This is a genomic window from Methanoregula sp. (assembly GCF_023227875.1).
In the GTDB taxonomy this organism is placed as follows: domain Archaea; phylum Halobacteriota; class Methanomicrobia; order Methanomicrobiales; family Methanospirillaceae; genus Methanoregula.
In genome coordinates, this window is sequence record NZ_JALOCH010000014.1 from 61,872 (window position 1) to 68,338 (window position 6,467).

Sequence of the window (6,467 nt, forward strand, 5' to 3'; positions counted from 1 at the left end):
TATCCCGTGAAACGCAATGTTGTTACCATCCATGGCCGTCACTGCCGACCTCCACATCCATTCGCCGTACTCGATTGCCGTCTCCCGCTTCATGCAGCCGGAGCAGCTCCTCAAGGGCTGCGTGACGAAGGGCATCCAGGTGCTCGGCACGGGTGACGCCCTCCAGCCGGACTGGCAGGACCGGTGGAAACCGTTCCTTGAGAATGATGCCGGTATCGTTGTCGTCCCGCAGGGAGAGATCGAGGACAAGTGCCGTGTCCACCACGTCATCCTTGCACAGGACCTCGCCCAGTTCGACCAGCTCCGCGACCTGCTGGCAGGGACGTGCAAGAGTTTTACAACCAGCGGCCGGCCCCACGTATACCTGAGTGGTGAGGAGATCGCAAATGCCGCACACGATGTCGGTGCCCTTGTCGGCCCGGCGCATGCCTTCACCCCGTGGACCGCGATGTATGCGTACTTTGACTCCGTTCCGGCCTGCTATGGGACTGCGAAGATCGACTTCCTCGAACTTGGCCTCTCTGCCGATAGTTCTTATGGTGCGGCCATCCCTGACCTCTACGACATCCCTTTCCTCACCAATTCGGATGCCCACAGCCCGTACCCGGACAAGCTCGGCCGGGAGTTCAACCGGATCCGGCTTGACCATCGCACCGCAAAGGACGTGCTCGCCGGCATAACGAAGCGAGCGATCGAGATGAACGCAGGGTTCTTCCCGGAAGAAGGGAAGTATAACCGTACGGCCTGTACCCGGTGCTACACGCAGTATTCCCTTGAGGACGCAACCCGACTCCAGTGGAGATGCCCGTCTGATGGCGGTATTATCAAGAAGGGCGTGTCCGACCGGGCAAAGGAGCTGGCGCATGGCAGCGAGGCTCGTCCCCGCCCGCCCTATCTCCGGGTCATCCCGCTTTCCCAGATCATCCAGACCATGGAGGGCGCCTCATCCCCGAACACGAAGAAGTGCAAGGCGATCTATGCCTTGTTCATCGAGACGTTCGGAAACGAGATCGCGGTCCTGCTTGATGTGCCCGTTGCAGAGATCCGGGCCGTACACCCGAAGGTGGCGGATGCCATCGATGCGCTGCGGAACGGTACCATCACCCTGCACCCGGGCGGCGGCGGGAAGTACGGCACGTTCTCGCTTATAGAGGCCGGTTGAACTGCCAACCCTAAACCCAGTATACCATTATTATTCCCTGAGTCATTGGGGGGCTGATTGTTACTCCCGCTGCTCAGGAATATCCTTTTTCCTGCCAGCCCACTATTAGTACTCAGGAGGAGATACCCGTGGAACTCGGACTGATCGCCAATATCCTGGTAGTCTTTGCCGTTGCGCTCGTTGTCGGGATGATCTTCAATAAGATCAAAGTCCCCCCTCTCGTTGCCTTCATCCTGACCGGGGCAATCGTCGGCCCGTACGGGTTCTCCATCATCCAGGGCCAGGAGCAGGTAGCAAATCTGGCGGAGCTGGGTATCATCCTGCTGCTCTTCACCATCGGCCTTGAGTTCTCGTTCAAGGACCTCTGGCGGATACGCTTCATCGCGATCCTGGGGGGTGCAATCCAGGTCGCGCTCTCGTTTGCGTTCTTCGGTGGCCTTGCCATCAGCATGGGGCTCCCGGTGAACCAAGCGATCCTGATGGGATTTTTATTCTCCCTGTCCAGTACAGCCATCGTCCTAAAGCTCCTTCACCAGAGAGGGGAGATGGATTCCCCGCACGGCAGCATTGCGCTGGCCATCCTCATCTTCCAGGACCTCATGGCGATCCCCATGATCATGGCGATCCCATTCCTCGCAAGCATCCCCCAGCTGGAATCTACTCCCTTCCTCTCCGGTGAAGCCCTCATCAATCTGATCATCTATGACCTCATCATCGTGCTCATTCTCATTGTCCTGGCAAAATGGGTCATCCCCCGGCTCATGCACGAGATCGCCAAGACCCGCAACCATGAACTCTTCCTCCTTGTTGTCATCCTGACCTGTTTTGGCGTTGCATGGCTGGTCTCGTTCACCGGGATCTCCCTTGCGATCGGTGCCCTGCTTGCGGGGCTGATCATATCGGGTTCGGAGTACAGCCACCAGGCATCGAGCCTCGTGTTGCCGTTCCGCGATATCTTCACGAGCTTCTTCTTCATCTCGGTCGGCATGCTTGTCGATATCCGGTTCCTGGCGGCAAATCTCTGGGTCGTCATATTCCTGATCGTCATCGCCATTGTTGCAAAAGCCCTGATCGCCACTGCTGCGCCCCTTGCTCTCGGTTACCCCCTGCGGACTGCCGTTATGGCAGGGGTGGCTTTGGCCCAGGTGGGAGAGTTCTCGTTCATTATTGCCCAGAGCGGTTTTTCCACCGGCATCCTGCCATCAGGAATCTACCAGATGTTCCTCATCGTTGCCCTGATGACCATGGCAGTCACCCCCTTTGTGATCGGTATCGGCCAGCCGGTCACCGGGTGGCTCTGCAGTGTGCCGGCCCTTTCCCGTATAGTGCAGGGTACATGCGGCAATGAAGAGAACGGGAAGGCCCCGTCCCGGCGTGATCACCTGGTCATTATCGGGTACGGTATAACCGGCAGGAACCTTGCCCGTACTGCGTCAAGGTCCGGTATTGTCTATTCCATCATCGAGCTCAACCCCGATCTTGTCAAGGCCGCACGGAACGAAGGTGAATCCGTGGTGTTCGGCGATGCAACCTCTGACGGGGTGCTGAACCATGGAGGCATCCCGGTGGCCCGGATCGCCGTTGTTGCGATCAATGACCCGGTGGCGACCCGGAAGATCGTTGCTCTCTGCCGCCGGCTCAACCCGTCACTCTCCATTATCGTGCGGACGCGGTACGTCAGCGAGGTAAAGGACCTGCAGGCTCTCGGCGCCAATGAGGTGATTGCCGAGGAGTTCGAGACCTCGATCGAGATCTTTACGGTCGTGCTGAACAAGTATTTCGTGCCAAAGGACCAGATCGAGACGTTCATCTATGAGGTCAGGGCCGACGGCTACAAGGTGCTCCGCAGCCAGAGCGGAATGCAGGGGTCGCTTCCCGATCTTGTCCGGCACATCCCCCATATCACTATCACCTCCCTTACGATTGAACCTGGTTCAGCGCTTGACGGCATAACGCTTGGAGGGTATAACCTGCGGAAACGGACAAACCTCCTTATCCTGGCCATCCAGCGGGGGACCGAAACGATAACCTCCCTGGGCGGCGAGACAGAACTCCTTGCAGGGGATATTGCCATCATCTATGCATCCCCTGAGGATCTTGCGAAAGGTGCGGCCCTCTTCTTGCGCCCGGACTGATCCGTTTCCCGTTCACCCCGTCATACCCTTTTTAATGCTCCCCTCTCTTTCAATCGTAAATATTAATGGAAGATGAAACCAACATGATCAGTCAATGCTTAAAGTACATCGCGATATCTGTGGATACTGCGGATGTTGCGTATCGGTCTGCCCGGAAGGCGCCCTTGAACTGATCGATGCGTACCTTTCCGTTGAAGAGAACTGCACCAGCTGTGGTGTCTGCGCAAAGGTCTGCCCGCTCGGCGCACTGGAGGTTGTCAATGAAAAGCAAGTATGACGTCCTCGTCATCGGTGGTGGGCCTGCGGGAGCGCTCGCGGCAAAGACCGCTGTTGAGAAAGGGCTCTCGGCATGTATTGTCGAGAAGCGCCCGGCAATCGGCGCCCCGGTCCGCTGTGCGGAAGGGATAGGCAAGGAAGCTCTCCAGGAGTTTATCGAGCCCGACCCCCGCTGGATCTCTGCGGAGATGACCGGTGCGACCATCGTTGCCCCGGATGGCTTTGTGATGCAACTCTCTTCACAGATGGCCGGCAGCAAGGTTGGCTATGTTCTCGACAGGAAGTTCTTCGACCGTGAGCTGGTCTGGAAGGCGGCCGAGGCGGGTGCGGATGTTGCGGTGAAGTCCCGTGCAGCGGTGCCCATCATCGAGAACGGTGTTGTCAAGGGTGCGAAGGTAGACTTCTGCGGCAAGGTCACGAACGTCCGCGCCGAAGTCGTTATCGCAGCCGATGGCGTGGAGTCGAAGTTCTCGAAATGGTGCGGGATCGATACGACGGTCCCGGTTCGCGAGATCATGAGCTCGGTCCAGTACGTGATGACCGGTATCGAGATCGACGCGAACTCCACGGTCTTCTACTTAGGTAATGAGGTGGCACCGGAAGGCTATCTCTGGGTCTTCCCGAAGGGCAAGAACACGGCAAATGTCGGGATCGGCATCTCCGGCAGGAAGAGCGGCGCAGGCCACCGGGCAAAGGACTATCTTGACGCGTTTGTCAAGAAGACCTTCCCCCACGGCAGGACCATCGAGTACATCCCTGGTGGTGTATCGGTCTGCCGGCCGCTTGAGTGTACTGTTGCGGACGGCCTCATCATCACCGGCGATGCAGCCCGTGTCGTTGATCCCCTGACGGGTGGCGGTATCTATAATGCCATGTATACCGGTAAACTTGCAGCGGAGACCGCCGCAGACTGCATCGGGAAAGGCGATGTCTCGAAGAAGGCACTCATGGTCTATGACAAGACGTGGCGTGCCTCCAAGATGGGCAAGGCGATCGAACGCAATTACCACATCAAGGAATATCTAATCAAACAGCCCGATACCAAACTCAACGAGATCATCCACTCGGTCTCGAAGATCAATATGACGGAGTTCACTACCCTCAACCTGGTAAAAGAGATTATTCGGGTGAACCCTAAACTGATGCTGGAGCTTGGGGCCCTTGCGGCCTCACTCCGCTGATTTTTTGAGCTGCTTGTTGAGGAGCCGCAGGCAGTCGTCCTCTGCCTCTTTTTTCGTGAATACCGTGAAGATATCGCCGGGCTGGATCCGGACGTTGCCGCTGGGGATGATCAGTTCGCCCCCGACCCTGCGGATCGCGATGAAGACGAAGTCCTTCACCTTGAGCTCGCGGATCTCGTGGCTGACGATCGGCGCACCGGCTTCTGCCACGATCTCGAAGATCGTCCCGCCGGGGATCGATGCGAGCTGCTGGAGCTGCGGGTTCTGGGTCCAGTAATAGAGGCGGGCGGCCACGAGTTCGTCGGGGTTCTCGCTGATGCGGACGCCCACTTCCTTGAAGAAATCGGAGTGGGAGGACTGGTTGACGATGGCAACGACGTTGGGGACCCGGAACTTCTTTGCCAGCCAGCAGGTCATCAGGTTGACCGAGTCGTCGCTCGTGGTCGCGATCAGGGCATCGGCCCGGTCGATACCTGCCTCCTCAAGGACAGTCTTGTCCGTGGCATTGCCGGTCACGGCCATGACATCGTAGTGCTCCAGCAGCTCGCTGCACCGGCCCTCGTCCTGGTCGATGACGACGACCGTATGTGCATGTTCAACTGCCATTTTGGCGAGGTTTCTCCCGATCCCGCCAAGCCCCACGATGATGATATACATGAATACCGGTTACCATCATCGCCATTGAAATATCTTGCGCATCAACCGGTTCATGTGATCTGCGGGGTTGACGAGGCGGGCAAGGGTTCGGTCCTGGGCCCGATGGTGATAGCGGCCGTTGCCGTACCATCGGAGGACGCGCTGGACGACCTCGGCGTGAAGGACTCGAAGCTCCTCTCGCCAAAAGAGCGGGAACGGCTCTATACCCTGATCAAGAAACGCTGCAAAGTTGCAACCGTCCGTCTTGATGCGCTGGATGTTGATGCGGTACGGCTGGATATGACCCTGAATGCCGCAGTGGCCCGTGCCCATGCGCAGGCAATCAATAAACTCTCCCCCTCCTGCGCCTATGTGGATGCATGCGATGTCAACTGCTTCCGCTATGCCGAGATGGTGAAGAGCCATCTCGATCGCGACTGCGAGATTGTCTCGGAACACCATGCAGATGAAAAATTCCCCGTTGTCTCCGCGGCAAGCATCATCGCCAAGGTGACCCGCGACCGGGCGATCGTCACCCTCTCGAAAAAGTACGGGGATATCGGCAGCGGATATCCCTCGGACCCGGTCACGATCCGGTTCCTCAACCTCTGGATCGATGAGCACCGGACCCCGCCCCCCATTGCCCGGAAGAGCTGGAAGACGGTCAGTGCGATCCTTGCCCGGAAATCGCAGAAGAGTTTGATGGATTTTTAGTCCCGAAAGGTCATCAGACCTTGAGAAAGAGAAGAACCCGAAGGGTTCTTCGAGTTCTGAGTGCGCATCAGACCGCGAGAAGGAGAAGATTTCCCGTCAGGTAGTCAGCAGTTCTTGCGGGTGTAAAAACAAAGCTTCAGGCCTTGCGGCCTTCAGCAACTCGAAGAATCGCTCCGCAATTCTTCTCCTGCGTCGGGTCTGATGACCCTCCGCAAGTCGAAGAGCCTTCGGCTCTTCTCCTCCTCTAGGTCTGATGACCCTCCGCAAGTCGAAGAGCCTTCGGCTCTTCTCCTCCTCTAGGTCTGATGACCCTCCGCAAGTCGAAGAGCCTTCGGCTCTTCTCCTCCTCTAGGTCTGATGACC

The 6,467-nt window shown here is 57.9% G+C and carries 6 protein-coding genes; 5 read left to right on the forward strand and 1 reads right to left on the reverse strand.

Annotated elements, in window-relative coordinates:
* Positions 1–31 precede the first annotated feature (31 nt).
* The 4 genes from M0R30_RS12870 (at position 32) to M0R30_RS12885 (ending at position 4,754) form a co-directional block, all read left to right on the forward strand.
* Entirely contained in the window at positions 32–1,162 is a 1,131-nt protein-coding gene (locus M0R30_RS12870; RefSeq protein ID WP_292547539.1) for a PHP-associated domain-containing protein, read from the forward strand.
* Positions 1,163–1,290: 128 nt separating this feature from the next.
* Positions 1,291–3,297: a monovalent cation:proton antiporter family protein gene (locus tag M0R30_RS12875; RefSeq protein ID WP_292547542.1), complete on the forward strand. Its 2,007-nt coding sequence runs from the start codon at positions 1,291–1,293 to the stop codon at positions 3,295–3,297.
* Between the two features lie 94 nt (positions 3,298–3,391).
* A complete protein-coding gene (locus M0R30_RS12880) occupies positions 3,392–3,574 on the forward strand; it encodes a 4Fe-4S binding protein (protein ID WP_292547543.1) in 183 nt (60 codons plus the stop codon).
* Positions 3,558–4,754 (forward strand): NAD(P)/FAD-dependent oxidoreductase, encoded by a 1,197-nt coding sequence (locus tag M0R30_RS12885; RefSeq protein ID WP_292547545.1) that lies wholly within the window; start codon positions 3,558–3,560, stop codon positions 4,752–4,754. The genes M0R30_RS12880 and M0R30_RS12885 overlap by 17 nt, the downstream gene beginning before the upstream one ends.
* Here M0R30_RS12885 and M0R30_RS12890 read toward each other — a convergent pair.
* Positions 4,743–5,411: a TrkA family potassium uptake protein gene (locus M0R30_RS12890; protein WP_292547547.1), complete on the reverse strand. Its 669-nt coding sequence runs from the start codon at positions 5,409–5,411 to the stop codon at positions 4,743–4,745. The two genes, M0R30_RS12885 and M0R30_RS12890, sit on opposite strands and share 12 nt — an antisense overlap.
* Positions 5,412–5,465: 54 nt before the next feature.
* On the opposite strand from M0R30_RS12890, the gene rnhB reads away from it, so the two are divergent.
* Positions 5,466–6,104 carry a ribonuclease HII gene (gene rnhB / locus M0R30_RS12895; RefSeq protein WP_292547550.1) on the forward strand — a complete coding sequence of 213 codons (639 nt, stop codon included), beginning with the start codon at positions 5,466–5,468 and terminating at the stop codon, positions 6,102–6,104.
* Positions 6,105–6,467: the final 363 nt, after the last annotated feature.